We start from the raw sequence: 23,561 nt of genomic DNA, 5'->3' as shown, positions 1-23,561 counted from the left end.
TCAGATCTCGACGATCTTCCCCGGATTCATGATGTTGTTTGGATCGAGCGCCCGCTTGATTGAGCGCATCATGTTCAGCGCGGGGCCATGTTCCTGCTCCAGATACGGCATCTTGCCGTAGCCGACCCCGTGCTCGCCCGTGCAGGTCCCGTCCATATCGAGGGCGCGGTGCACCATGCGCTCGCTGTGCGCCTTCGCCCGGCTCAACTCTTCTTCATTCTCCGGATCGATGATGTAGACGAGATGGAAATTACCATCCCCGACATGGCCGACCAATGGCGCGTACAGACCGGACTCAACGATGTCCTTCTTGGTCTCGCGGATACATTCAGCAAGGCGCGAGACCGGTACGCAAACATCCGTCGGCCAGCCCTGCGAGCCGGTACGCTGGGCCAGTGCGGCATAGAAGGCATCGTGCCGGGCCTGCCAGAGCGCATTCCGGTCCTCGGTCCGGGTCGCCCACTGAAATGAGCTGCCACCGAACTCGCCGGTGATGCCCTCAACCGTCTCCGCCTGCTCCTTAACACCGGCTTCGCTGCCGTGGAATTCGAAGAAAATGGTCGGCTTGGCCTCGTATCCTTCAAGCTTAGAATACTCGATACAGGCGCCCATCTGAACTTCGTCCAGCAGTTCCATCCGAGCCACGGGAACACCGGCATGGATCGTCGTGATGACGGAATCCACCGCTCCTTCCAGTGTATCGAACTGGCAGACAGCCGACGAGATCGCTTCCGGGATGCCATAGACCTTGAGAGTAATTTCCGTGATCACCCCGAGCGTACCCTCGGAGCCGACGAAGAGGCGCGTCAGGTCATAGCCTGCGGAGGATTTGCGGGCCCGGCGCGAGGTCCTGATGATTTCCCCGCTCGGCGTGACGATACGCAGCGACAGCACGTTTTCCCGCATGGTGCCGTAGCGCACCGCGTTGGTACCGGAAGCGCGGGTCGCCGTCATGCCGCCGATGGAGGCGTCGGCCCCCGGGTCGATCGGGAAGAACAGGCCGGTATCGCGCAGATGCTCGTTCAGCTGCTTGCGGGTCACGCCCGGCTGCACGGTGACGTCCAGATCCTCGGCATGGACCGCAAGCACCCGGTTCATCAGCGAGGTATCAATAGAGACACCACCTCTGAGTGCCCCGATATGGCCTTCAAGCGAGGTGCCGGTGCCGAACGGGATAACCGGATATTTCAGCCGATTGCATACTGTAACGGCACGGGCGATCTCCTCTTCGCTCTCCGCGAAGACGACAGCGTCCGGTGCCATCGGGGTGTGATAGCTCTCGTCCTTGCCATGCTGGTGACGCACGGCTTCTGAGGTGGTGAATCGATCCCCGAATATCTGCTTCAGAGCATCAAGCGCTGCATCGCGGGTGGCGGCATCGACGGGCTTCGCCTCTACGTCCATATCGGGATCTCCATTCAAAAAGGTGGGGCTGGCAAACTACTCCCGCCTCCAGGCTCCAGCAAGGGGGCTACGCTGTCGCGCGTGCGGCGACACGCGCTGTTGACGGAATCCCCGGCAGCCGACATGTTCCGATGATATTCTACAAATGTTCCACAATACGCGGCAGTGCTTGAAACGTGAGTATCTGGGGTAAAATCATTGGCGGCGCGGCCGGTCTCGCGCTCGGCGGTCCTATCGGCGCGCTGCTCGGCGCGACCGCTGGCCATGCTGTTGACAGATTCGCCAGCTCCGACGCGCCGAAAGACGAGCAAGCCGCGACCAGAAAAATCGCGTTCACCATTGGCGTTGTCGTGCTCAGCGCCAAGATGGCGAAGGCGGATGGCGTGGTCACCCGTGACGAGATCGCCGCCTTTCGGGAAGTCTTCCACATCCCCCCCGAAGAAATCCGGAATGTCGGCCGGGTGTGGGATCTGGCCCGGCGCGATGCCGAGGGCTTCGAGGTCTACGCGCAGCAGATCGCCCGGCTGTTCAATCCGGGCTCTCCCGTGCTCGAAGAGCTGTTGCTCAGCCTCTTCCATATTGCCAAGGCGGATGGTGTCATCCACCAGAATGAGATCACTTATCTTGAACGCCTCTCCGAGATCTTCGGCTTCGATGCCCTTGCCTTCCAGCGCATGCGCGCCGTCGCCGGCGACAAGGATGCAGAGGACCCATACAGCGTGCTCGGACTTGCTCATGACGCCGACGATGCCGAGGTCAAACGGGTCTACCGCACCCTGATCCGTGAGCATCACCCGGACCGGCTGATAGCCGAGGGTCTGCCGGAGGAATTTGTTGCCGCCGCGACCGAAAAAATGGCCGCCATCAACGCCGCCTATGACCGTATCGCCAAACAGCGCGGCATGAACTGAGTATGGCCCGAGCTTCTTCTGCGCCGCCGATCGTCGCCCTTCGCAACGCCCGGCTCACCCTCAGTGAACGCATTCTGTTCGACGATGTAGATGTCACCGTCGCCAAGGGCGAACGTATCTGCCTCGTCGGCCGCAACGGCTCCGGTAAATCGACGCTGCTGAAATGTCTCGCCGGATTAGTTGATCTCGACCAGGGCGAGCGGTTTGTGCAGCCCGGTGCCAAGATCGCCTACCTGCCGCAAGACCCGCCCCTGCCGAAAGGCATCACCATCCGCGAGCATGTCCGGAGCGGTCTGTCGGTCAATCCGGGTGAGCACCCGGCGGAATATCTGGTCGATTCCATGCTGCTGCACCTCTCCCTTGACGGAGACCGGCTGACAGACGCCCTGTCCGGCGGCGAATCCCGCCGCGTGGCACTTGCCCGGGCGATGGTGTCTGAGCCCGACGTGCTGCTGCTGGACGAGCCGACAAACCACCTCGATCTGCCGACTATCGAATGGCTCGAAGAGGAGCTGGAATCCTTCAAGGGCGGCATCCTGCTGATCAGCCATGACCGGACCTTCCTCAGCCGGCTGTCGAACAGGACCTACTGGATCGACCGGGGCGAGGTGCGCCGCAATTCCGAAGGCTTTTCAGCGTTCGCCGATTGGGCGGACAAGGTGCTGGCGGACGAGGAAGCGACCCAGCGCCGGGTCGACAAACAGATCGCCGAGGAAACCCGGTGGCTGCGAGAAGGGCTCACTGCCCGGCGCAAGCGGAACATGGGCCGAGTCCGTGGCCTGCTCGGCATGCGCCGGGAGCGCGCCGAGCGAATGAAGCGGACGGGGCTGGTCAATCTCAGCGTCGGAGATGCCGAGTCCGGCGGCCAGCTCGTCATTGAAGCGAACCATATTTCAAAGTCCTACACGCAACCCGACGGCAGCGAGAAGGTCCTGGCGAAAGACTTCTCCACCATCATCAAGCGGGGCGACCGCATCGGTCTGGTCGGCGCCAACGGGGCCGGTAAGACCACGCTGCTGAAAATGCTGATCGACCAGGAAAAACCCGACAAGGGCCGGGTCCGGGTAGGCTTCGGGGTCGAAACCGTCTATTTCGACCAGTACCGGGAGACGCTGGACGGCGATGCGACCCTATGGTCGACACTCTGCCCCGGCGGCGGCGATACCGTCTTCGTTCATGGCAAACCAAAGCATGTCGTCTCCTATCTCCGCGACTTCCTGTTCGAGGAGCGCCAGGCACGGGCGCAGGTGAAGAACCTCTCCGGCGGTGAGCGCAACCGGCTGCTGCTGGCGAAGCTGTTCGCCGGACCGCACAACCTGCTGGTGCTCGACGAGCCGACCAACGATCTTGATATCGAAACCCTCGATCTGCTGCAGGAAGTGCTCGGCGAATATGACGGCACGATCATCCTCGTCAGCCATGACCGAGACTTTCTCGACCGGGTGGTGACCTCCATCATCGCCGTCGAGGGCGACGGCAAGATCGAGGAATTCGTCGGCGGTTTCAGCGACTACGCGGCGTTCCGGAAATCGGAAGCCGAAGGAGCGGCCGCACCAAAAAAGCGCGAGAGCAAGCCATCGGCGAGCCCGGCCGAAAAACCGTCCCAGCCGCGCGCCAAGCTCAGCTACAAGGACCAGCGCGCGCTCGACACCCTTCCGGACACGATCGACAAACTCGGAACGGAAATAGAGACCCTCGGGAACGAACTTGCCAACCCCGACCTGTTCACCCGCGATCCCAAACGGTTCAAGGCTGCAAGCGCGCGACTCGAGGCAGCCCAGACCGAACTCGACGATGCGGAAAACCGCTGGCTTGAACTTGAGGAGCTGCGCGAGTCGATAGAGAAAGCCCGCGCTTCATGAAGCCACAGGACATTCTGCTAGGCGTCATTGTCATGGTGGTCTGGGGCATGAATTTCGCCTTCGGCAAGATCGCCATGACCGAATTCTCACCGATGATGCTGGTCGGCCTGCGCTACCTGCTAACCGCCATCCTGCTGGTGCCCTTCCTGAGATGGCGGGGTATCAAGTTTCTGCATATCTTCGGTCTCTCGGTCACTCTCGGCGTCCTGCATTTCGCCTTCATGTTTACCGGGCTCAAGGGTACCGATGCCTCGCTGGCGGCCATCGCAGCACAGATCCAGGTGCCGTTTGCCGTGATCCTGGCGGTCATTTTCTTCCGCGAGCGCCCGAACCGGAGGCAGATCCTCGGCATCGCCATTGCCTTCGCCGGTGTCGCCATGCTGGCCGGCGCGCCGAAGACCTCCAGCAGCCTGTTCGATCTCGGCCTTGTCATCATCGCCGCGCTGCTCTGGGGGCTCGCCCATATCCAGGTGAAATGGATGGGGGCGATAAACCCGTTCGTGCTGAATGCCTGGATGTCCGTGCTTGCCGCCCCCATGATCCTCGGCTCCTCGTTCATCTTCGAGGACGGGCAATGGGAAGCGCTGCAGACAGCGGGGACGGCCGGTTGGGGCGGCGTCATCTATATGGCAGTGGGCGTTACCATTTTCGGCTACGGGATCTGGTACAAGATTCTGCAGAAATACGACGTGTCACAGACCATGCCGCTGACCATTCTGGCTCCGCTGGTCGGCGCTGCCTCCGGCATTACCTTCCTTGGCGAGCATATGGACGCCTTCCAGATTGCCGGTGCCGCGCTCACCATCGTCGGAGTCGGCGCCGTTACCATCGGCCGGTCGGCGCCCTCACCGAAACTGGAAGCGGGCGTGGACTCGGAAGCCAAAGCCGAAGCTAAAGCCGAGGGGTAAGTACGGGATGGGGGGAATAGAGAACATCATTGAGCGCCCCTCCCCGAACCACGACGCTCGCCCGGACGGGACAGGGATCGACATACTGCTGCTGCATTATACCGGCATGCAGTCGGCCGAGGCTGCCCTCGACCGGCTGACCGACCCTGACGCCAAGGTCAGCGCCCATTATCTGATCGACGAGGACGGCCGCTGCTACCGGATGGTCGATGAAGCCCGACGGGCCTGGCATGCCGGCGTTGCCTCCTGGCAGGGCGCAACGGACATCAATGCCCGCTCTATCGGCATCGAGTTGGTCAATCCGGGCCATCAATACGGCTATCGACATTTCCCGGACAGGCAGATGGACTGCCTCACGCACCTGTCCAAAGCCATCCTCGGACGCCATCCCATCCCGCCGACGCGTGTCCTCGCCCATTCCGATGTCGCCCCGGACCGCAAGGAAGACCCGGGCGAGCTCTTCAACTGGGAGAGCCTTGCCCGCAGCGGCATCGGCCTCTGGCCCGCCCAGGCTTCAGCAGCCGCCGAAGTCATCGATTTCTCGGAGGCGATGCGACTGCTCTCGGAAATCGGATATGCGGCTCCTGAGGATACCGTGATGAGCCGGTCAGCACGCAGCGTCTTGCTCGCGTTTCAGCGCCGCTGGATGCCGCGCGACCTGACCGGTGCCCTGACGCCGGAGACAGCAGCGCGCATTCGCGAGGTGCATTCAAGAATAATTCATGCCTGAGCGCACTTTTTGCGCCCCTTTCTACTTGCATAACCACATCAACACGTTCATATGGTCCGCACGACGCGCGCACGTGCCACTGGCCCAGGCGAGATAGCCAAGCAGGTTAAGCAACGACGAGGCGTCCTTTTTGAAACTCAGGTCCCAATGGACCGGTTCCGAGAGGGAAGCACCGATGCTTGAGCCGAAACGCGGCGCGATTGCCGCTGTTCCTTGTTCCGATAATCAAAACACCTCCATTCAGCTCGTCGAGCTGGAACAGGAGTCGGTAGCGCGTGCGGTTTCCGACGTGTCCGGACGCCTGGCACACTATTTCGCTACCGAAGTGATCGACGGCCCTCAGCTCGCGGTCGACCTCGAGATGGTTGAAGCCCGCTACAACACCCTGGCTGCCGGTTTCCGCGGCGCCGATATCTTTTATGCCATCAAGGCCAACCCGTCGGTCGAGATCCTCGACCGGGTGGCTGCGCTCGGCGGGTATTTCGACTGCGCCAGCATGGGTGAGATCGATCTGGTGCTGAGCCGTGGCGTCAGCCCGAGCCGGATCAGCTTCGGCAACACCATCAAGAAAGAAAGCGCTATCCGCAAAGCCTTCGATTGCGGTGTCCGCCTGTTCTCCTTCGACAGCGAAGGCGAGCTCGAGAAGCTGGCCCGCTCCGCGCCGGGCGCGTCCGTCTTCTGCCGCATCCTGGCGGAGAACGACAGTGCCGACTGGCCGCTGTCCCGCAAGTTCGGCTGCTCCGTAAAGATGGCCGGAGACCTGCTGATTGAGGCCGACCGCCTCGGCCTCGATGCCTATGGTGTTTCCTTTCATGTCGGCTCTCAGCAGAAAAACCCGCGCGCCTGGCGCGAAGCGCTGACCGATGTCGCCAAACTGATGCAGCGGCTGGCCCTGTCCGGTGTCGGCCTGCGTATGATCAATCTCGGCGGCGGCATGCCCGCGCGCTACGACAATGGCGAGACCGACCTGCTGGAATATGGCGCGGTCGTCATGGCGGCAGTGCGCGAGCAGTTCGGAGACCGCACGCTCGACCTGATCATCGAGCCGGGCCGTGGCCTGGTCGCCGATGCCGGCATTATCCAGGCCGAAGTCGTTCTGGTGTCCAAGAAGGACGACAGTGACGCGCCGCGCTGGGTCTATCTCGATATCGGCAAGTTCAACGGACTGGCCGAGACCATGGACGAAGCCATCCGCTACCAGATCGAGACCATCCGCTCCGGCGAAGCCGTGCCTGCCGTGTTGGCCGGGCCGACCTGCGACAGCGTCGATGTCATGTACGAGAAAAACCCCTATCCGCTGCCGCTCGACCTGAAGGTCGGCGACAAGGTCTGGATTCTCGGTACCGGTGCCTACACGACGACCTATTCTTCGGTCGCCTTCAACGGCCTGCCACCACTCGCCAGCGTCTGCATCTGAGCGCGCAGGCATCCCCATCGTCCTATACGTCATCCCTGCGGACGCAGGGACCTAGAGGATCACGGAGCGTTGCCCGTCATCTCTGGGTCCCGTCTTTCGACGGGATGACAGTGATTAAAGAACTTTGGGCGAAGCCAGGAAACGGTAGTCATCTTACTCCATCACCGCGAGCACAACAGGCTGTGTTGCCCGGCCTAGATAGCCGGCCTCATCGTAGAGGTCGCTGGCGGTAATACCGAGACCGCTGGCATTCCAGAACGGCTGCGAGTCGACCCCCAGCCAGGCACCAGCGGGCGGCCGGTGCAGGTGAATTGTGATCTCCGGGTTCGGAAAAACCACCTTTTCCGCATCGACCCAGGACGGGCGTGACAGACCAGTCGCCCAGTCCGCCAATGACAAAACGCGTGTCAGCGGCCCCATCTCCTCCACCACCGGATTGAGATGCCGCATCCAGACACGGCCGCCCTCTTCCCGGCGCATCTCGCAGGCATCGGCAAACCAGGGCTGGTCCATCCTCCGGCCGACATGGAAATCCTGGCCTGCAACAGGAACCCGTTCCACGGGTTGTTCCTCCAGGAATGGTAATGCCTCCGGGGTCAGGAAAAGCGCGCTCGCCACGGCGCAGGTCTTGCCGCCAGCGACGAGTTCCGCGGAGAGCTGGAGAGAACGGCGGCCCTGACGCAACGTGCGGACGGAGATCGCGACCGGTTCCACCGGTGTCGGGCGCAGCAGGGAAAGGGACATCTGCAGCCCCATACCGCCGCCGCTTTCCTGGGATGTCTTTTCCATTTCGGCGGCAAGCAGGCCGCCTACGACGCCGCCATGCAGCCCCGGGAAAGGTCCCTTGGCAAGCGGTCCGGGAACCCAATGGGTGCCGTCGAATATGCAAACGGGGGAAGCTGTCATATGTCAGCTTCCCCCGTTCACGAAAGATATGTCCAGTGCCCGGAGAGAACGGGATCGTTCCCCCAGGCCCGGTGATCGTTTTGCCTTACTCGGCCGCGACCTGCACGCCCGTCGCGTGGGCACGCACCGCCACGTCATAGGCGTCAACCAGCTTGCGGGTCATCTCGCCCGGCGTGAACTTGTAGGTGCCGATGGTGCCGACCGGGGTTACTTCCGCGGCAGTTCCGGTCAGGAAGCATTCGGTTGCCCGCGCCATCTCTTCCGGCCGGATATGCCGCTCGACGATCTCGTAGCCGAGATCGATAGCGAGCTGCTTCACCGTGCGGCGGGTGATGCCGTCGAGGAAGCAGTCCGGAGTCGGCGTGTGCAGACGGCCATCATCCATCAGGAAGAAGATGTTGGCGCCGGTCGCCTCGGCGACATAGCCGCGATAATCCAGCATCAGCGCATCGTGGAACCCGCGCGCTTCGGCATCGTGCTTGGACATGGTCGCGATCATGTAGAGACCGGCGGCCTTGCTGTTCGTCGGCGCAGTGTCGGGAGCCGGACGGCGCCACTTGGCGATATCCAGATTGATTCCCTTCATCTTCGCTTCCGGATCAAAGTAGGACGGCCATTCCCAGGCGGCGACGGCGAGGTGAATGGTGTTCTGCTGGGCGGAGACGCCCATCATTTCGCTACCGCGCCAGGCAACAGGGCGGACATAACCGTCGACGATCCCCATAGAGTCGATCACCGCCTGCTTGGCGGCCTCGATGGCATCGACATCGTAAGGGATCTTGAAGCCCAGAATTCCGGCGGAACGATGCAGCCGTTCGGTATGCTCGCGGGACTTGAAGATCTGTCCGCTATAAACCCGTTCGCCCTCGAACACCGAACTGGCATAATGCAGCCCGTGGCTAAGTACATGCAATTTGGCGTCACGCCAGTCCAACAAGGTACCGTCCATCCAGATGGCACCGTCGCGATCATCGAAAGGAAGCAGGCTCATGAAGTTTCATCCCAGCAAGCTCCAAAGCCTAACCCGTTCGAATTGTTCATGTTGACGGGCGCTTTGGTTAGATTGTTACCCAAACACGGGCGAAGAACTAACATTCAAAAGGAAATAAGTCAACATGGTTGACGTAAAAAGCATGGCCAACCCGCTATTCCTGCGGGAGGAGGAATTGAGGCAAGGCATAGAGATGCTGTTTTTTGCCTATCGGGACTTCACAGGAGAGCCGGACGCCATCCTTGCGGAGATCGATCTTGGCCGGGCTCATCACCGGGTCATCTATTTCGTCGGCCGTAATCCCAGGATCACGGTGACCGACCTGCTGAAGATCCTGAAGATCACCAAGCAGAGCCTGTCGCGCGTGCTCAGCCAGCTTGTCAATGAAGGCTATATCGACCAGACCACCGATCAGGGAGACCGGCGCAAGAAACTGCTGACCCTGACCGAAAAAGGTGTCGATCTGGAGCACCGGCTGACGGAAAACCAGCGCAAGCGGATCGCCCGCGCCTACAAGGCCGCCGGGGCAGAGGCCGTTCAAGGGTTTCGCGAGGTGCTACGTGGCATCATCGATCCGAACGATCAGGAGCGGTTCGAGATTGTTACCCCGACCATGCCGGTACAACGCCGCGGCAAGGGTTGAACGGTAAGATGAACACCGTGGATCAGGCGCATATTCTGGTAGTCGACGATGACAGTCGGCTGCGCGACCTGCTGACCCGCTTTCTGAGCGAGAACGGTTTCCGTATTACCGCCGCAGGCGATGCCGCCGATGCCAGGCGCAAACTGGCGGCTATCGATTATGACCTGATTGTTCTGGACGTCATGATGCCCGGTGAAACCGGCTTCGAGCTGACCCGCTCCATGCGACAGACCCGCGATCTTCCAATCCTGCTGCTCACGGCCATGGGGGAAGTGGAAGATCGCATCGAAGGGTTGGAGACCGGCGCCGACGATTACCTGACCAAGCCGTTCGAGCCGCGCGAGCTGTTGTTGCGCATCCGCACGATCCTGCGCCGCACCCGTTCCGCCACCCCGGACATGTCGGAAGCAACGTCAAGTGTCAGTTTCGGCCCTTATATCTACGATCGGACGGGCGGTGAGCTTACGCGGGAAGGCAGCGCGGTCCATCTGACCGAGTCGGAAGCACTGCTGCTCGGCTGCTTTGCCCAGACGCCGGGGCGCACGCTCAGCCGTCAAGATCTGGTTGCCCGCAATGCGGTGAACGGCCATGAACGCACCGTCGACGTACAGATCAACCGATTGCGCCGGAAGATCGAGAAAGATCCCAAGTTTCCCCGCTTCCTGCAGACCGTACGCGGTAAAGGATACGTTCTGAAGGCAAATACGAACGACGCCTGACCGGCACACCGATGCGCACTGCTATCGGCACGCACCGATTTCTTTTATCATTACCCGTAATCTTCGCGCCTGAACGCCAACAGAAAGAGCCGCATCCGATCGATGGCGACACTTGCCGAAAACGCCCCGCGGACCAAGCGCCGGTCCTGGCTGAAGCGCCGCATGCCGAAGACTCTTTTCGGACGGGCGCTGGCGATCTTCCTGACGCCGTTGATCCTGATGCAGGCGATCTCGACCTATGTTTTCTATGACCGGCATTGGGACACGATGGTGCGCCGGCTTGCGACCTCACTCTCCGGAGACATTGCCCTGATCGTCACGGAAGTCGAGACGGATTCCAGCCCGGCCGCCCTGGCCAGGATTGACCGGCTTTCCCGAAACCATCTTGGACTGGTCGTCACCTACCGGTCCGGCGCCATCCTGGAAAACCGCGGCACGGTCACCCTGTTCGATCCGACCCTGCGCCAGATGCGTCATGCCATGACCGAGCAGGTGCGCCGCCCCTTCATGGTCGACACCGACGCGGGCGACCGGCAGATCGCCATCACGGTGCAGCTTTCGGATGGCGTGCTTGAGGTGCTGGCACACGAGAAACGCCTCTATACCTCGACCACCTATATCTTCGTCATGTGGATGCTGGGCAGCGCCCTGATCCTGTTCGCCATCGCGCTGATCTTCATGCGCAACCAGATCCGACCGATACGGCGGCTCGCCATTGCCGCCCGCGCTTTCGGGCTGGGCCGCGAGGTTCCCAACTTCAAACCGGAAGGCGCGCACGAAGTCCGGCAGGCGGCGGAAGCCTTCCAGCAGATGCGGGCCCGGATCCGGCGCCAGATCAAACAGCGCACCGACATGCTGAGCGGCGTCTCGCACGATCTGCGTACTCCGCTTACCCGGATGAAACTGCAACTCGCCATGCTCGGCGAGGACAAGGCCGTGCAGGAACTTCAGGCCGATGTGCAGGATATGGAGCGGATGGTCGAAGGCTATCTCGCCTTTGCCCGTGGCGAGGGGACAGAGGCCGCCGTCACAACGGATATCAAGGCTCTGGTGACGGATTTTGCTATCGGCGAGCGGCGCGGCGGCATCCCTCTCGAACTTGAAGTCAGCAGCCACCCCATACCGCCTGTGGAGATGAAACCGCAATCTCTGAAACGGGCGCTCACCAACCTCGTGTCAAATGCGAGACGGCACGCAAAAACCGTGCGTATCACGCTTGATGCGTCCGACGATGCCTATGAGATTTTCGTTGATGACGACGGCCCGGGCATCCCTGAGGCTGAGCGCGGTCGCGTCTTCAAACCCTTCTATCGCGGCGACCCGTCCCGCAATCCGGAAACGGGCGGAACCGGCCTCGGCCTGACCATCGCCCGCGACATCGTCCATAGTCACGGCGGCGAGATCAGCCTGGAGGAATCGCCGCTGGGCGGCCTGCGTGTCCGGATCAGAATGCCGGTCTAGTACAGCCGCCCGCCATTCGGGACATCGAGTGTCGGGCTGATCAGTACCACTTCGCCATCCTCGTCCGGGAAACCGACGACCAGGCATTCGCTCATGAACTTGCCGATCTGTTTCGGCGGGAAGTTCACGACGGCAACCACCTGTTTGCCCTTCATATCTTCCGGCGTGTAGTGCTTGGTGATCTGCGCTGAAGTCTTCCGCTCACCGATCTCCGGTCCGAAATCGATCCAGAGCTTGATCGCCGGCTTGCGGGCCTCGGGATATGGCTGAGCATCGGTCACGGTGCCGACGCGGATCTCAACTTTTTGAAAGTCTGAGAATTCGATGGTCATAAGAAGCTCCCTGTTCGGAAGCGGACTTTATGCGCTCATGCATTTGTCGTGAAGTGGGATTAATCCAGCCCGAAAAACAAAAAGCCGCCGGAACCAGAAGCTCCGACGGCTCTTCGCACTCTCTCGGGGAAAGCTTATTTCTTGCCGGTGAGGGACTGAACTTCCTCGAGGCTTTCGGTGATGCGCTTGTTGATCACTTCGAAGGCTTCCTGGTTCGACTTCGCGAGCATCTCGGAGATTTCGCGGAGGTTCGTAACAGTGCGCTCGATCGTGGTCTTCACCGTCTCGGCCTGCTTGGCAATCCGATCTTCCGGCGCACCCTGCGTCATCAGATCGCCGAGGGTTTTCTGGGATTCCTCAACAGCCTGCTGGAAAAGTTCCGCCTGACGCTTGCCAATGGCCTGCAGACCTTCTGCGGCCAGCTGGTTGGCGCTGGTGATGGCTTCAATGTTCTTCTGCTGCGCATTCATCAGCGCGTCGGCATCGATGCCGGGCATCTTGAAGTCCATCATCATCTTCTGGAAATCGATATTGAGGAACGGGTTTTCCTGCTTGGCCATTGAACGTCTCCACATTTTTGACCCCGTATTACGCGTGCCATCATGACCGGGATACGGTGGTTATTTTTCGCGTCACAGCGTTATTTTGCACTGCACTATCCACATTGATATCGGCGTATCTCAGGTAAATGTCAAGATATATGTTGCACTGCAACAAAACTCTCACCGCCCTGAAAAACTGCTTTCTTCTGAATGGTTTTTTCGCCGCATGGGGGTGGACGCAACAATCTCGTCGAGCTGTCTCAGCCGCTTGTCGAGAGCGGCCATGGTCGGACCAAGATCCTCGCTCTCATCATTGAGCCAGACCTGCAGGACTGAAATATAGAGTGCGCCCAGAACCTTACGGCGCAGACAACCGAGCGGCCCACGGTGATCGAGTCCGGTCTGCCGAAGCACCATGCCCATCGCCGGAGTGAGGCGAGCCAAGCCGGCAAGCGCCAAACAGGGGTTCGATCGCGCCGCGCCGAAAATCGCTGCATAACCGTCCCTATGCTCCTGCAGCAGCTCGAACCGGGTCATGATTGCGTCAAAAAGCCGCTCCGGCACCGGCAGGGACGGATCGCGCGCTTCCGCATCGACGGTCTCGTCTGCCTGCCGCTCAAACCTGTCTGCCATGGCATCCAGTATCGCGCGCTTGCCCGGATAAAGACGGATAATCTCAGATGCAGAAAGGCTGGCACGCTCGGCCACCATCTCAATGGTCAAATCACTCCAGCCATGCTCGCCCGCAGTCTGGAGAACCGCATCGAGAACCTTGTCGCTGTCTACCGGTGCCATGGCCTGCTCCTGTTGCCATCCCTTTCACGATATGTCCCGGACCGGCGCCAAAACAATCGCATCGCGCCGGTTACTGCTAATACTCGCCCAACACCACCGCTGCCGTCGCTGAAGAGACATGCTCAATCGCGGTTATCCGGTCGACCAGTGCAGACAGCGCCTGCGTATCGGAGACCCGAACGAGGATCACCGCGTCCGTCGGCCCCGCCACGGAGAACAATCTCTCGACTTCCGGCAATGTCTGAAGGTGCGCAAGGACAGGGGCGCAGGGTCGCTCTGAAATGGTTATCGACACCAATGCCGCCACAGGCGGCAGGTCTTCGGCATCCGACACTATCGCTGTGTAGCCGAGGATGATTCCGGCTTTTTCCAGGCGCCGGATACGGTCCTGCACCGCTGTTCTCGACAAGCCGAGCTTTCGGCCCAGATCGGATGCACTGGTACGGCCGTGTTCCGTCAGCAGAGCCAGCAACCGCCGGTTCGTTGGATCCAGCTTTCCGTCATTTTGCATGACGTCCTCCCAAATTCACGTCCTTTCGCAAGGCAGATACGTCAGCCCGCAAATTGCCCGCCGCGCCGTTTCCTGCGACCAAGGAACGATCCTGAAACCGTGATGTTGGCCCCCACAATGAAGCACTACAACGCCGCAGACTTCCGCCCCTCAAAGGCCTGGCAAGCGCTGGATATCGAGGTTATCGCGAATGCCAGCGTACGGCTGCACTGGACTGACAAAGCCTACAAATGGCACGTGAACGATGGCCCGGAAGTTTTCGTCGTGCTCGACGGCGAAGTCGACATGAAATACCTGGATGGAACTGAAATACGGTCCATCCGGCTGACACCGGGGGACATCTTCCACGCCGAGGACGGAGATTCGCATGTCGCCGAGCCGATCGGCGAAGCCAGAATACTCGTTATTGAACAGGAAGGCAGCGTGTAGCTAGCCTGCAAGTTCCCGGGAACGGTCGGCCGCCGCTTTCAGTGCTTTTTCGAAGACCGGACCGATGCCGTCATCCGCCATCAGCACTTTGAGGGCTTCCGCCGTCGTTCCGCCCGGACTGGTGACGTTCTGGCGCAACTGCGCGGCCGGCTCATCCGATTGCCGGGCAAGCTCCCCCGCACCGGACACGGTGGCCGCGGCCAGCCGCATGGCGAGATCTGCCGGAAGGCCAAGCTTTTCACCTGCCGCCGCCATCACCTCGATGACCAGAAACACATATGCCGGACCACTGCCGGAAACGGCCGTGACCGCATCGAGCATGCCTTCTTCAGGGACCTCCAGCGCTTCACCGACAGCGGACAGCAGGTCGCCCGCCAGGTTCATCTGTTCCTGGCTGGCGGCCTTGTTGCCGACATAGGCGGTGATCCCGCGCCCGACCGCGGCCGGCGTATTCGGCATTGACCGGATAATCGCGGCGTCGGAGCCGAGAAGGCTCTCGAAGTACTGGATGGTCTTGCCGGCGGCGATGGAGAGAAAGGCAGTCTCCGGGCCGGCATAGCGGGCGAGCGGAGCCGCCGCATCCATCATCTGGGGCTTGAGCGCCAGCATGATCATGCCCGGATGGAAATCTTCCGGGACGTCCGCAATATCACGGACGATCGTCACACCGTCGATGCCTTCGAATTGGGCCGTCGCGGCCTCGGAATGTTCGATGACGCAGATGCCATGAGCGGCGTAGCCTTTTTCAAGCCAGCCTTGAAGGAGGGCGCCGCCCATTTTGCCGCATCCAAGCAGCAGGAGAGATTTGTTCATTTGAAGGTCAAGCTTCTCCGACAACATCCAGCAGAGAAGCCTGCATCGCCTCTTCCGCCGATTTTCCGCCCCAGATCACGAACTGGAACGCGGGGAAGAAGCGCTCGCATTCGGTCAGGGCAACATCCACAAGATCCTCAAGCTGCTCGACGCTCGCGGAATGCGCACCACGCAGCAGGCAGGTCTGCCGGAACATCGGCGTCCCGTCCTCGGTGGAGAGGTCGAAATGACCGAGCCAGAGCTTCTCGTTGATCATTGCAAGCAGGGAATGGACCTCGCGCCGTTTCTCGACCGGAACCCGGCTTTCGAAAATGCACGAGAAGTGAAGCGCTCCCATATCCTCCTGCCAGAGGAAAAAGAGCCGGTAGTCAGCCCAGCGGCCTTGGATTTCGACGGCAAGCTCGTCTGTGCTTGCACGCTCGTGAGCCCAATCATTGGCTCCGACAATTTCCTCCATCAGGTCTAACGGATTACGGGGAACTTCAACCGTTTCGACGTAAGTCAGAGACATACTATCAAACCCCCTCTGAGAGGTGCGCTGTCCGGCGCTCCGGGACGATCGTAGACAGGGAAGCTCGGTCCGCCGGACCGCGACTAACAGCCCGGCTAGATCTAGCGTGGTGCCAATCGCCAAACACCACAAGAAGTAGCCTCTCAAATGCGAAACCCACGATCAACCTATATTTCGTGGGTCGCGTCCGAAATATTGGTATATTTAGTTTTCTTTACAAAACAGCGGCTTATTTGTTCTTTGCCGCATCCGGCGAGGCAGATTTGGCGGAAGCCGTTGTTTTTGCCTGCTTTGGTGCCCGGCGCGTGGTCTTCGCCTTGGCTTCCTTGAGGCTCGCGAGCTCCTTTTCGAGCACCGCGACCCGTTCTGCAAGCTTTTCCTGCTCGGACCGCGCCTTGCTTGCCTGTTCGCGCACAGCCGCGAACTCCTCATAGGTCACCAGATCGTGCTCGCCGAGGTAACGTTCGAACTGCTGCCGAATCAGCTGTTCCATCTCCTCGCGGACACCGGCCGCGGCGGACATTGCGCCATTCGCCATCTTGGCGATGTCGTCAAAAAACCTGTTATTCGTCTGCATCGGCGGCTCCTCCTATCTGGCCGCGGCTGCCGGAATATCGGCAGAACCCCGGGGCACAAGCAGCGTCCGTCCCCAGACCTACTACTTTCGAGCTTGCGAAAGCAATCCGCGTCGGGCGAGAAACAGTCATATAGAGCGAAGAGCGGAGGAACGAGCATGATTGTCGTTACAGGCGGCGCCGGATTTATCGGATCGAACCTGGTCGCCGCGCTCAGCGAACGCGAGGACCTGGCCCGGGACATCGTGGTCTGCGACACGCTCGGCTCCGGCGAGAAGTGGCGCAACATCGCAAAGCGCGAGCTTGCCGACATCATTCCCCCGGAAGACCTCTTCAGCTTCCTCGAGTCGCATAAAGGCATGGTCGAGACTGTGTTCCATCTCGGCGCCAGCTCTTCCACCACCGAACGCGATGCCGATTTCATCGTAAAACAGAACTTCCGGACTTCCGTCGATCTCTGGAAATGGTGCGCCGACAATGATGCGAGGCTGATCTATGCCTCTTCCGCCGCCACCTATGGCGACGGCAGCGAAGGTTTCGAGGACGATGCCAGCATCGAGGGCCTTGCCGGTCTGCAGCCGCTCAACCCCTATGGCTGGAGCAAGCATCTGTTCGACCGCCGGATCGCCCGGCTGGTTGCCGAGGGGCGTAAGACTCCGAAACAGTGGGCCGGGCTCAAATTCTTCAATGTCTACGGCCCCAACGAATCCCATAAGGGTAGCCAGCAGAGTGTGGTGGCGCAGATCTACCCGCGCGCAGCAGCCAACCTGCCGGCCACTCTTTTCCGCTCACACAACCCGGATTACGAGGATGGCGGACAGCTTCGCGATTTCGTCTGGGTCGGCGATTGTGTGGACGTGATGATCTGGCTGCACGACACGCCGGATGTCTCCGGCCTGTTCAATCTCGGCACCGGCCAGGCCCGCTCCTTCGGCGATCTCGCCCGCGCTGTTTATGTCGCGCTTGAGAAGGACCCGCGAATTGATTTCGTCGATACACCGGTGGAGATCCGGGACCGTTACCAGTATTTCACCGAAGCGCGCATGGAGAAGCTGCGGAACGCCGGATATCCGGGACAGTTCACCCCGCTTGAAGAAGGCGTGCGACGCTACGTTCAGGACTATCTCGACACCGAAGATCCTTATCGCTGAGCGCGGGAGCGACACTGATGGAGCAGGCTGGCCTGCCTTTCCCGAATATCGATCCGGTGATCTTCTCTATCGGGCCGTTCGCTGTCCGCTGGTACGCACTGGCTTATATTGCCGGCCTGATGCTCGGCTGGCGCTATTGCGCTCATCTGTGCCGCCGCGCGCCACGTTTCATGGACCCGGCTTCGCTCGATGACCTGCTTGTCTATGCCACGCTCGGCGTCGTGCTCGGCGGCCGTCTCGGCTATGTGCTGTTCTACAATCTTCCATACTATCTCGAAAATCCGGCGCAAATCCTGATGGTCTGGCAAGGCGGGATGGCCTTCCACGGCGGCATGCTCGGCACACTCGTCGGGCTTTTCCTGTTCGCCCGGCGGCGCGGCATCAATCCGCTTGCAGTCGGAGACATCGTGGCAGCGGCAGCGCCGATCGGATTGTTCTTCGGACGCATCGCGAACTTCATCAACGGCGAGCTCTACGGTCGGGCCGCGGATGTTCCCTGGTCCATGGTGTTTCCGCATGGCGGCCCGATGCCCCGGCACCCGAGCCAGCTCTATGAAGCGGCCCTGGAAGGTCTGCTTCTCTTCGTCGTCATTGTGCTGCTGATCGCCCGCACCGATATCAGGCGCTATCCCGGAGCCGTCGGCGGCCTGTTCTTTGCCGGTTACGGCACTGCCCGTTTCATCGTCGAGTTCTTCCGGGAGCCCGACGCGCAGCTTGGCTTCCTTTTTGCCGGCGCAACCATGGGACAACTTCTTTCAGTACCGATGATCCTGGTCGGGATCGCGGTCATGGTCTGGGCTCTCCGCCGTCCCCCTATCCCGGAAGACGCATGACGGCAGACCCGCTTTCCGTTCATCTGAAAGCCCTGATCGAAGCGGACGGCCCGCTCACCGTCGCGCGCTATATGCGGGAAGCCCTGCTGCATCCCGAGCACGGTTATTACACAACGCGCGAGCCGTTCGGGGTCGCCGGCGACTTCATAACAGCACCGGAGATCAGCCAGGTTTTTGGCGAGTTGATCGGCCTCTGGTGCGCCGCCGTCTGGCAGCAGGCCGGCAGCCCGTCCAAAATCGCGCTGGTCGAATTCGGCCCCGGCCGCGGCACATTGATGGCCGATGCGCTTCGTGCTGCCCGTATCGTGCCGGGTTTTCGCGACGCCATTGACGTCCATCTCGTCGAGGCCAGCCCGAGGCTTCGCGCGCTTCAGCGTGCCACGCTGCCGGATATCGACGTCACCTGGCATGACGGGCCCGAGACGCTCCCGAACCAGCCCTCCATCGTTCTCGGCAATGAATTTTTCGATGCCCTGCCGATCCGGCAACTGATCCATCGCGGCGGTGCATGGCAGGAGCGCTGCATCCACTTGGACGAAATAAACGGCCAACTCGGCTGGACGGATAGGCCGGCACCTGTGGAACTAACCGGGCTGGCGCCGTCCACCCTCTCCCCGGCCGATGGCGACATATTCGAAATCTGCGAGGGCGGCCGGATCGTCGCTGAACAGATATCGCGGCATATTGCCCGTTGTGGCGGCGCCGGGCTGTTCCTCGATTACGGCCACGGCAAAAGCGCCTTTGGCGATACATTTCAGGCACTGCGCGGCCATCAGTATGTGGACGTGCTGGACAGGCCAGGGACCGCGGATCTGACCGCCCATGTCGACTTCGACGCATTGCTCGACAGTGCCGCGTCCGGCGGATGCATCTGCTTTGGCACCGTGACACAGGGACAGTTTCTTTCCGCGCTTGGCATAGAGGCCCGCGTCGAAACTCTTGTTAGTAATGCCTCGCCCGCACAGGCGGCGACAATCCGTAGCGGCGCACGCCGCTTGATCGAACCCGCCGAAATGGGCACGCTGTTCAAGGTTGTGGCGATTGCCGCCCCGGGAGCAGGTGCGCTTCCCGGTTTCGGCCCGCCACGAAACCGGTAGCTGTGTGAAACAGGAGCCTTTTCAGGGTGATACAGCTTGACGAAATGAACACGGGCAAGATCCGCCACGCTTTCTATACAAGACGCGGCGGGGTCAGCCAGGGGATCTACCGCTCGCTTAATTGTGGGCTCGGGTCCGGAGACACACGAAAAGCCGTTGTCGCCAATCGGGCACGGACCATGGCGGCGATCGATTGCGATGCGGAGTTCCTCTTCACCTGCAATCAGATCCATTCCGCCACGGTTCATGTCATCGACAGCGATGAGCGACCGGACGAGCCGCCGCGCGCCGACGGCATGGTGACATCCCTCAAGAACGTCGCCCTCGGCGTCCTCACAGCGGATTGCACGCCGGTTCTGTTTTCCGACCCGGCCGATGGCATCATCGGTGCCTGCCATGCGGGCTGGCGCGGTGCTTTGAACGGCGTCATGGAAGCGACAGTCGAGGCAATGATCGAACTCGGCGCCCGGGCGGACAATATCCAGGCCGCCGTCGGCCCGTGTATCGGTCAGGCGTCCTACGAGGTCGGCCCGGAATTCCCCCAGCCGTTCCTGGAGCAGGACAAGAACAACGCCGCCTATTTCAGCGCCGGTGCACGCGAGGGTCATTTCCAGTTCGACCTCTCGAACTACTGCACCTCGCGTCTGTCCAACCTTGGGCTGGGCGAGGTCTACCGGCTCGATTGCGATACCTGCAAGGACGAGCCTAACTTCTTCAGCTACCGGCGTTCCCGTCTGCGCAACGAGCCGGATTACGGCCGGCAGCTCTCAACCATCGTCATATCGGAGTAGCTTGTGCTGCACTTCACCGAAAAGGAGCTCGCGGATCGCCGCGCGCGGACTATCGCCCTCATGCAGGACCGCGGCCTAGACGGCCTGCTGATGTTCCGCCAGGAGAGCATGTTCTACCTGACAGGATATGACACGTTCGGATTCTGCTTCTTCCAGTGCCTCTATCTCGGCGCGGACGGGCGCCTTGCCCTGATGACACGGGCGCCGGACCTCCGGCAGGCGCAGAACACCAGCATGATCCAGGACATCCGGATCTGGGTGGACCGGGACGGCGCAACACCGGCGAGCGAGCTGAAAGCAATGTTGAGCGAGTTCGGCGGCGCCGGGAAGACGTTCGGCATCGAATACGAAGCCTATGGCCTGACCGCACGGAACGGCATGGCGATCAACACGGAACTGGACGGTTTCTGCAAACTCATCGACAGCTCCGAGCTGGTCTCGGAGTTGCGCGTGGTGAAGTCGCCGGAGGAGCTCTCCTTTGTCCGCCGCGCCGCCGCACTGGCGGACGATGCCCTCGTTGCCGGTCAGGACCTGACCGCCCCCGGCGCTTTCGAAGGAGACATACTCGCGGCCATGCAGGGGGCTGTCTTCAAGGGCGGCGGAGACTACCCCGGCAACGAATTCATCATCGGCTCCGGCTCCGACGCTCTGCTCTGCCGCTACTTCACCGGGCGCCGCACGCTGGATGCCGAGGATCAACTGACATTGGAGTTTGCCGGGGCATACCGGCACTACCATGCCTGCATGATGCGCACGATCCCCATCGGCCCGCTGAAGCCGGCGCACGTGGACATGCACAGCGCTTGCGTCGAGGCGCTGGAGGCCTGCCGAGAGGCGCTACGCCCCGGCAATATCGTTGGCTCGGTGTTCGACGCGCATGCCGGTGTGATGGATCGGCGCGGCTACAGGCATGCCCGGATGAATGCCTGCGGCTATTCCCTCGGCGCCGTCTTCGCCCCCATCTGGATGGACTTCCCGATGTTCTACCATGGCAATCCGGTTGAAATCCGTCCCGGTATGGTGTTCTTCGCCCATATGATCCTGATGGACAGCGACAAGGACCTCGCGATGACCCTTGGCGAAACATTCATTGTTACCGAGGACGGAAACGAACGGCTGTCGAAACTGCCGCTCGATCTTGTCCACAAGTAGCGCCGCAGGGAAAAAGTTGAAGGATGCCTCATCTCCATATCCTGTTCGCCGCAACGGTCCTTGGGCTGCTTGTCAGCTGTGCCCTGGTGATTTAAGTCCCGCATCATGAAAGACAGCCTCCCGGGCCGGGACCTTTTCGGCCGCCTGTTCATCCTGCCGGTTCTGCTGACGCTATTCCTGACCGGCTGCGGGGAAATCCCCCGCCCGTTCAGCCGAGAGCCTTACGCGAAGCCCAACATCGAGTTTCTACTCGCCCCCGAAGCCGCCGGCATATATGTCGAGCCGATCGAGGGACCTGTATCCTGGGTCGGAGAAGCCATGGCGGCGGCGCTCTCGCAATCGCTGGTCAAACATAATGTCATTGCGAGCGCCAGCGCCCGGAACAAGCGCAGCTATGTCCTTAAAGGTCAGGGCTACCAGCAACTCCACATCGGACAGCCGGCCGAACTGGTGCTTGATTGGGAGCTGAGCGATCCATCCGGCAAGGTCATTGGCGAGAAGCGTGTCTCCTCAGTCCCGCCTTCCGCGTTCTGGGAGACGCCCGACGCGGCCCATTTCAAGGACATCTCCAACCAGAATGCGCCGGGGATCGCAGCCTGGCTGCTCCCTCAGCTGGAAACCGTCGCCGCAGCCGGTCTGCCCCCGCTTTATGTTGATTTGATTGAAGGCAAGGCTGGCAGCGGAAACGCGATCCTGCGTCAGGCCCTGTTGCGCACGCTTCGCGCCCGCGGGGTGGCGGTCGAGAACAACGGAGCGATTCCGGACGGCATCCTGTCCCTGAAGGGACGGATCGACATCAAACCAATCAATTCGGATACGGATATCGTCTCCATTTCCTGGCGCCTCATCGATCCTGCCGCCCGGGAAATCGGCGTGATCGACCAGCAGAACGCGGTGCCTTCCGGTAGCATGGAAGACAATTGGGTAGCCGCCTCTCCACTGATCGCCGACGGCGCACTGCAAGGCCTGCTTCCGCTGCTGCGCGCCTATGAGCGCCAGAGAGTAGGCGAGAAACCTGTCACAAAGCGGCAATAACCCTTGCACGATTTCAACACGCGCTGATATGTTCCGCCCGCTTCTACTGATGCTGATTTCCCGGAGATCACGCACAGCAAGATAGGGATTTCACCGCTCCTTTCCCAACCGAGATCACAGGGCACGAATGTCAGACGTTCGTATGAAGATCCTGGCCTGTAACAGTAACAGGCCACTGGCGGAAGCAATCGCCGCCTACCTCAACATGCCGTTGACGAAAGCCGACGTCCGCCGATTCTCGGACATGGAAGTGTTCGTCGAGATCCAGGAGAACGTGCGCGGGGAAGACGTCTTCGTCATCCAGCCGACCTCCTATCCGGCGAACGACAACCTGATGGAGCTGCTGGTGACGCTCGACGCGCTGAAGCGCAGCTCGGCCCGGCGGATCACGGCAGTCATTCCCTATTACGGCTATGCCCGGCAGGATCGGAAGTCGGGTTCACGGACACCGATCTCCGCCAAGCTGGTCGCCAACCTGATCACCTCCGCCGGAGCCGACCGGGTTGTGACCATGGATCTCCATGCGGGTCAGATCCAGGGCTTCTTCGACATCCCGACCGACAACCTTTTCGCCGCACCGGTGTTCCACAAGGACATCACCGAACGCTACGGCGACGAGGAAATCACCATCGTCTCGCCCGATGTCGGCGGCGTGGTGCGTGCCCGTGCCCTGGCCAAACCGTTGAACGCCGATCTGGCGATCATCGACAAACGCCGCGAGCGTGCCGGCGTCTCCGAGGTCATGAACATCATCGGCGACGTGAAGGACCGGCGCTGCATTCTGGTCGACGATATCGTCGACAGTGGCGGCACTCTCTGTAATGCGGCCGAAGCTCTGATGGCATCCGGCGCGGTTTCCGTCGACGCCTACATCACACACGGCGTGCTGTCTGGCGGCGCCGTTGCGCGCGTGACCTCCTCTCCGCTGCAATCGCTGGTCACCACCGACAGCATCGCGACCACCGAAGCCGTCCGGGTAGCCCGGAATATCCGGCAGATTTCGGTCGCCCCGCTGCTCGGCGAGTCGATCCGACGGATCAGC

At 61.2% G+C, this 23,561-nt stretch carries 26 protein-coding genes; 16 read left to right on the top strand and 10 right to left on the bottom strand.

What is annotated here, in order from left to right:
• Window positions 1-1,404 carry an FAD-binding oxidoreductase gene (locus IG629_RS15065; protein WP_193172768.1) on the bottom strand — a complete coding sequence of 468 codons (1,404 nt, stop codon included), beginning with the start codon at window positions 1,402-1,404 and terminating at the stop codon, window positions 1-3.
• Between the two features lie 176 nt (window positions 1,405-1,580).
• On the opposite strand from IG629_RS15065, the gene IG629_RS15060 reads away from it, so the two are divergent.
• From IG629_RS15060 to IG629_RS15040, 5 genes are all read left to right on the top strand, one after another.
• On the top strand, window positions 1,581-2,315 hold the full coding sequence (locus tag IG629_RS15060) for a TerB family tellurite resistance protein (protein WP_193172767.1): 735 nt from the start codon (window positions 1,581-1,583) through the stop codon (window positions 2,313-2,315).
• Window positions 2,316-2,317: 2 nt separating this feature from the next.
• Window positions 2,318-4,177, top strand: a complete 1,860-nt coding sequence (locus IG629_RS15055) for an ATP-binding cassette domain-containing protein (protein ID WP_193172766.1) — start codon at window positions 2,318-2,320, stop codon at window positions 4,175-4,177.
• The gene (locus IG629_RS15050) at window positions 4,174-5,085 is read left to right on the top strand and encodes a DMT family transporter (RefSeq protein ID WP_193172765.1); all 912 of its coding nucleotides are present in this window, start codon (window positions 4,174-4,176) and stop codon (window positions 5,083-5,085) included. Before IG629_RS15055 ends, IG629_RS15050 begins: the two co-directional genes overlap by 4 nt.
• Before the next feature lie 7 nt (window positions 5,086-5,092).
• Window positions 5,093-5,815, top strand: a complete 723-nt coding sequence (locus IG629_RS15045) for an N-acetylmuramoyl-L-alanine amidase (RefSeq protein ID WP_193172764.1) — start codon at window positions 5,093-5,095, stop codon at window positions 5,813-5,815.
• 289 nt (window positions 5,816-6,104) lie between these two features.
• The gene (locus IG629_RS15040; RefSeq protein ID WP_449867053.1) at window positions 6,105-7,232 is read left to right on the top strand and encodes a type III PLP-dependent enzyme; all 1,128 of its coding nucleotides are present in this window, start codon (window positions 6,105-6,107) and stop codon (window positions 7,230-7,232) included.
• Between the two features lie 153 nt (window positions 7,233-7,385).
• Here the strand turns inward: IG629_RS15040 and IG629_RS15035 are convergent, their stop codons facing one another.
• Both IG629_RS15035 and IG629_RS15030 read right to left on the bottom strand, forming a co-directional pair.
• Window positions 7,386-8,138: a thioesterase family protein gene (locus IG629_RS15035; RefSeq protein WP_193172762.1), complete on the bottom strand. Its 753-nt coding sequence runs from the start codon at window positions 8,136-8,138 to the stop codon at window positions 7,386-7,388.
• An 85-nt stretch (window positions 8,139-8,223) separates the two neighbouring features.
• Window positions 8,224-9,129, bottom strand: coding sequence for a branched-chain amino acid aminotransferase (locus IG629_RS15030; RefSeq protein WP_193172761.1), 906 nt, complete (start codon window positions 9,127-9,129; stop codon window positions 8,224-8,226).
• A 124-nt stretch (window positions 9,130-9,253) separates the two neighbouring features.
• Here IG629_RS15030 and IG629_RS15025 point away from each other — a divergent pair, with 124 nt between their 5' ends.
• The 3 genes from IG629_RS15025 (at window position 9,254) to IG629_RS15015 (ending at window position 11,952) form a co-directional block, all read left to right on the top strand.
• Window positions 9,254-9,772 (top strand): MarR family winged helix-turn-helix transcriptional regulator, encoded by a 519-nt coding sequence (locus IG629_RS15025; RefSeq protein ID WP_193172760.1) that lies wholly within the window; start codon window positions 9,254-9,256, stop codon window positions 9,770-9,772.
• A gap of 8 nt (window positions 9,773-9,780) precedes the next feature.
• A complete protein-coding gene (locus tag IG629_RS15020) occupies window positions 9,781-10,491 on the top strand; it encodes a response regulator (protein ID WP_193172759.1) in 711 nt (236 codons plus the stop codon).
• A gap of 102 nt (window positions 10,492-10,593) precedes the next feature.
• On the top strand, window positions 10,594-11,952 hold the full coding sequence (locus IG629_RS15015; protein WP_193172758.1) for an ATP-binding protein: 1,359 nt from the start codon (window positions 10,594-10,596) through the stop codon (window positions 11,950-11,952).
• Here IG629_RS15015 and IG629_RS15010 read toward each other — a convergent pair.
• The 4 genes from IG629_RS15010 to IG629_RS14995 form a co-directional block, all read right to left on the bottom strand.
• Complete coding sequence (locus tag IG629_RS15010) at window positions 11,949-12,284, bottom strand: tRNA-binding protein (RefSeq protein WP_193172757.1); 336 nt, start codon at window positions 12,282-12,284, stop codon at window positions 11,949-11,951. The two genes, IG629_RS15015 and IG629_RS15010, sit on opposite strands and share 4 nt — an antisense overlap.
• A 134-nt stretch (window positions 12,285-12,418) precedes the next feature.
• Window positions 12,419-12,844, bottom strand: a complete 426-nt coding sequence (locus IG629_RS15005; protein WP_193172756.1) for a phasin family protein — start codon at window positions 12,842-12,844, stop codon at window positions 12,419-12,421.
• Window positions 12,845-13,006: 162 nt separating this feature from the next.
• Entirely contained in the window at window positions 13,007-13,621 is a 615-nt protein-coding gene (locus IG629_RS15000; protein WP_193172755.1) for a TetR/AcrR family transcriptional regulator, read from the bottom strand.
• Window positions 13,622-13,697: 76 nt separating this feature from the next.
• Entirely contained in the window at window positions 13,698-14,132 is a 435-nt protein-coding gene (locus IG629_RS14995; protein ID WP_193172754.1) for an Lrp/AsnC family transcriptional regulator, read from the bottom strand.
• A 102-nt stretch (window positions 14,133-14,234) separates the two neighbouring features.
• On the opposite strand from IG629_RS14995, the gene IG629_RS14990 reads away from it, so the two are divergent.
• On the top strand, window positions 14,235-14,561 hold the full coding sequence (locus tag IG629_RS14990) for a cupin domain-containing protein (RefSeq protein ID WP_226886760.1): 327 nt from the start codon (window positions 14,235-14,237) through the stop codon (window positions 14,559-14,561).
• On the opposite strand, the gene proC is transcribed toward IG629_RS14990, so the two are convergent.
• The 3 genes from proC to IG629_RS14975 all read right to left on the bottom strand — a co-directional run bounded on the left by proC (window position 14,562) and on the right by IG629_RS14975 (window position 16,462).
• Entirely contained in the window at window positions 14,562-15,374 is an 813-nt protein-coding gene (gene proC, locus IG629_RS14985) for a pyrroline-5-carboxylate reductase (protein ID WP_193172753.1), read from the bottom strand. It lies immediately after the preceding gene.
• A 7-nt stretch (window positions 15,375-15,381) separates the two neighbouring features.
• Window positions 15,382-15,885, bottom strand: coding sequence for a type III secretion system chaperone family protein (locus IG629_RS14980; RefSeq protein ID WP_193172752.1), 504 nt, complete (start codon window positions 15,883-15,885; stop codon window positions 15,382-15,384).
• Window positions 15,886-16,114: 229 nt separating this feature from the next.
• Window positions 16,115-16,462, bottom strand: a complete 348-nt coding sequence (locus IG629_RS14975) for an accessory factor UbiK family protein (protein ID WP_193172751.1) — start codon at window positions 16,460-16,462, stop codon at window positions 16,115-16,117.
• Between the two features lie 156 nt (window positions 16,463-16,618).
• On the opposite strand from IG629_RS14975, the gene rfaD reads away from it, so the two are divergent.
• The 7 genes from rfaD to IG629_RS14940 form a co-directional block, all read left to right on the top strand.
• Entirely contained in the window at window positions 16,619-17,611 is a 993-nt protein-coding gene (gene rfaD, locus IG629_RS14970) for an ADP-glyceromanno-heptose 6-epimerase (protein WP_193172750.1), read from the top strand.
• A gap of 17 nt (window positions 17,612-17,628) precedes the next feature.
• Window positions 17,629-18,444, top strand: coding sequence for a prolipoprotein diacylglyceryl transferase (lgt, locus tag IG629_RS14965; protein WP_193172749.1), 816 nt, complete (start codon window positions 17,629-17,631; stop codon window positions 18,442-18,444).
• Complete coding sequence (locus IG629_RS14960) at window positions 18,441-19,541, top strand: class I SAM-dependent methyltransferase (RefSeq protein ID WP_193172748.1); 1,101 nt, start codon at window positions 18,441-18,443, stop codon at window positions 19,539-19,541. The genes lgt and IG629_RS14960 overlap by 4 nt, the downstream gene beginning before the upstream one ends.
• A gap of 26 nt (window positions 19,542-19,567) precedes the next feature.
• Window positions 19,568-20,332 (top strand): peptidoglycan editing factor PgeF, encoded by a 765-nt coding sequence (pgeF, locus tag IG629_RS14955; RefSeq protein ID WP_319025099.1) that lies wholly within the window; start codon window positions 19,568-19,570, stop codon window positions 20,330-20,332.
• A gap of 3 nt (window positions 20,333-20,335) precedes the next feature.
• The gene (locus IG629_RS14950; protein WP_319025098.1) at window positions 20,336-21,484 is read left to right on the top strand and encodes a M24 family metallopeptidase; all 1,149 of its coding nucleotides are present in this window, start codon (window positions 20,336-20,338) and stop codon (window positions 21,482-21,484) included.
• A gap of 105 nt (window positions 21,485-21,589) precedes the next feature.
• On the top strand, window positions 21,590-22,519 hold the full coding sequence (locus IG629_RS14945; protein WP_193172747.1) for a hypothetical protein: 930 nt from the start codon (window positions 21,590-21,592) through the stop codon (window positions 22,517-22,519).
• Window positions 22,520-22,661: 142 nt separating this feature from the next.
• On the top strand, window positions 22,662-23,561 hold a 900-nt coding region (locus IG629_RS14940), incomplete at its 3' end, for a ribose-phosphate pyrophosphokinase (protein ID WP_226886769.1).

It is taken from the genome of Nisaea nitritireducens, assembly GCF_014904795.1.
GTDB lineage: Bacteria > Pseudomonadota > Alphaproteobacteria > Thalassobaculales > Thalassobaculaceae > Nisaea > Nisaea nitritireducens.
This window is presented reverse-complemented; position numbering and strand designations above follow the sequence as displayed.